General features: G+C 57.0%; 2 rRNA genes (1 of these 2 cut by a window edge). Both read left to right on the top strand.

Annotated elements, in window-relative coordinates:
- Positions 1-31: ribosomal RNA gene (locus AB0D99_RS35545) — 16S ribosomal RNA — on the top strand (its annotated part extends 1,033 nt beyond the left edge of the window); the annotation flags it as partial.
- A 285-nt stretch (positions 32-316) separates the two neighbouring features.
- A 23S ribosomal RNA gene (locus AB0D99_RS35540) occupies positions 317-2,500 on the top strand; the annotation flags it as partial.

Genomic DNA, 2,500 nt, shown 5'->3' with positions numbered 1-2,500 from the left:
TACCGGAAGGTGCGGCTGGATCACCTCCTTTCTAAGGAGCACAGTACCGATTGCGAGCAAACGTCTCGCACGGTCAGCTCATGGGTGGAACGTTGATTAGTTGGCACAGTCTGGATCCGAGAGACCGTTAGTACTGCTTCGGCGTGGAACACGGGATTCGAGGAACGGATTGTGCCTGGCACGTTGTTGGGTATCTGAGGGTACGGCCGTGAGGTTGTGTCTTCGCGATGCCGGCCCCAGTGAACTTGCCGCGTGCGGCAGGGTGATGGGTGGCTGGTCGTTGCTTGAGAACTACACAGTGGACGCGAGCATCTGTGGCCAAGTTTTTAAGGGCGCACGGTGGATGCCTTGGCACCAGGAACCGATGAAGGACGTGGGAGGCCACGATAGTCCCCGGGGAGCCGTCAACCAGGCTTTGATCCGGGGGTTTCCGAATGGGGAAACCCGGCAGTCGTCATGGGCTGTCACCCATGCCTGAACACATAGGGCATGTGGAGGGAACGAGGGGAAGTGAAACATCTCAGTACCCTCAGGAAGAGAAAACAACCGTGATTCCGGGAGTAGTGGCGAGCGAAACCGGATGAGGCCAAACCGTATGCGTGTGATACCCGGCAGGGGTTGCGCATGTGGGGTTGTGGGATCTCTCTTTCACAGTCTGCCGGCTGTGAGACGAGTCAGAAACCGTTGATGTAGGCGAAGGACATGCGAAAGGTCCGGCGTAGAGGGTAAGACCCCCGTAGCTGAAACATTGACGGCTCGTTTGAGAGACACCCAAGTAGCACGGGGCCCGAGAAATCCCGTGTGAATCTGGCGGGACCACCCGCTAAGCCTAAATATTCCCTGGTGACCGATAGCGGATAGTACCGTGAGGGAATGGTGAAAAGTACCGCGGGAGCGGAGTGAAATAGTACCTGAAACCGTGTGCCTACAAGCCGTGGGAGCGTCGGAGCCTTCGGGCTCTCGTGACTGCGTGCCTTTTGAAGAATGAGCCTGCGAGTTTGCGGTGTGTTGCGAGGTTAACCCGTGTGGGGAAGCCGTAGCGAAAGCGAGTCCGAATAGGGCGTTTCAGTAGCACGCTCAAGACCCGAAGCGGAGTGATCTAGCCATGGGCAGGTTGAAGCGGAGGTAAGACTTCGTGGAGGACCGAACCCACCAGGGTTGAAAACCTGGGGGATGACCTGTGGTTAGGGGTGAAAGGCCAATCAAACTCCGTGATAGCTGGTTCTCCCCGAAATGCATTTAGGTGCAGCGTCGTGTGTTTCTTGCCGGAGGTAGAGCACTGGATAGGCGATGGGCCCTACCGGGTTACTGACCTTAGCCAAACTCCGAATGCCGGTAAGTGAGAGCGCGGCAGTGAGACTGTGGGGGATAAGCTCCATGGTCGAGAGGGAAACAGCCCAGAGCATCGACTAAGGCCCCTAAGCGTACGCTAAGTGGGAAAGGATGTGGAGTCGCAGAGACAACCAGGAGGTTGGCTTAGAAGCAGCCACCCTTGAAAGAGTGCGTAATAGCTCACTGGTCAAGTGATTCCGCGCCGACAATGTAGCGGGGCTCAAGCGTACCGCCGAAGTCGTGTCATTGCAGCAATAAGCCCCAACGGGTGCTGTGATGGGTAGGGGAGCGTCGTGTGCCGGGTGAAGCAGCCGCGGAAGCGAGTTGTGGACGGTTCACGAGTGAGAATGCAGGCATGAGTAGCGATACACACGTGAGAAACGTGTGCGCCGATTGACTAAGGGTTCCTGGGTCAAGCTGATCTGCCCAGGGTAAGTCGGGACCTAAGGCGAGGCCGACAGGCGTAGTCGATGGACAACCGGTTGATATTCCGGTACCCGCTTTGAAACGCCCAATATCGAGCCCATTAATGCTAAGCCCGTGAAGCCGTTCCGGACCCTTCGGGGAAAGGAAAGTGGTGGAGCCGGCGAACCAAGGTGGTAGTAGGTAAGCGATGGGGTGACGCAGGAAGGTAGTCCAGCCCGGGCGGTGGTTGTCCCGGGGTAAGGGTGTAGGCCGTGTGATAGGCAAATCCGTCACACATTAAGGCTGAGACCTGATGCCGAGCCGATTGTGGTGAAGTGGATGATCCTATGCTGTCGAGAAAAGCCTCTAGCGAGTTTCATGGCGGCCCGTACCCTAAACCGACTCAGGTGGTCAGGTAGAGAATACCGAGGCGTTCGGGTGAACTATGGTTAAGGAACTCGGCAAAATGCCCCCGTAACTTCGGGAGAAGGGGGGCCATTCCTGGTGATGAGTCTTGCACTCTGAGCTGGGGGTGGCCGCAGAGACCAGCGAGAAGCGACTGTTTACTAAAAACACAGGTCCGTGCGAAGCCGTAAGGCGATGTATACGGACTGACGCCTGCCCGGTGCTGGAACGTTAAGGGGACCGGTTAGTGACCTTTCGGGGTTGCGAAGCTGAGAACTTAAGCGCCAGTAAACGGCGGTGGTAACTATAACCATCCTAAGGTAGCGAAATTCCTTGTCGGGTAAGTTCCGACCTGCAC

It is taken from the genome of Streptomyces sp. NPDC047971 (assembly GCF_040653355.1).
Taxonomy (GTDB): domain Bacteria; phylum Actinomycetota; class Actinomycetes; order Streptomycetales; family Streptomycetaceae; genus Streptomyces.
The sequence above is the reverse complement of the archived record's forward strand: the minus strand, read 5'-3'. Positions and strand labels throughout refer to the sequence as shown.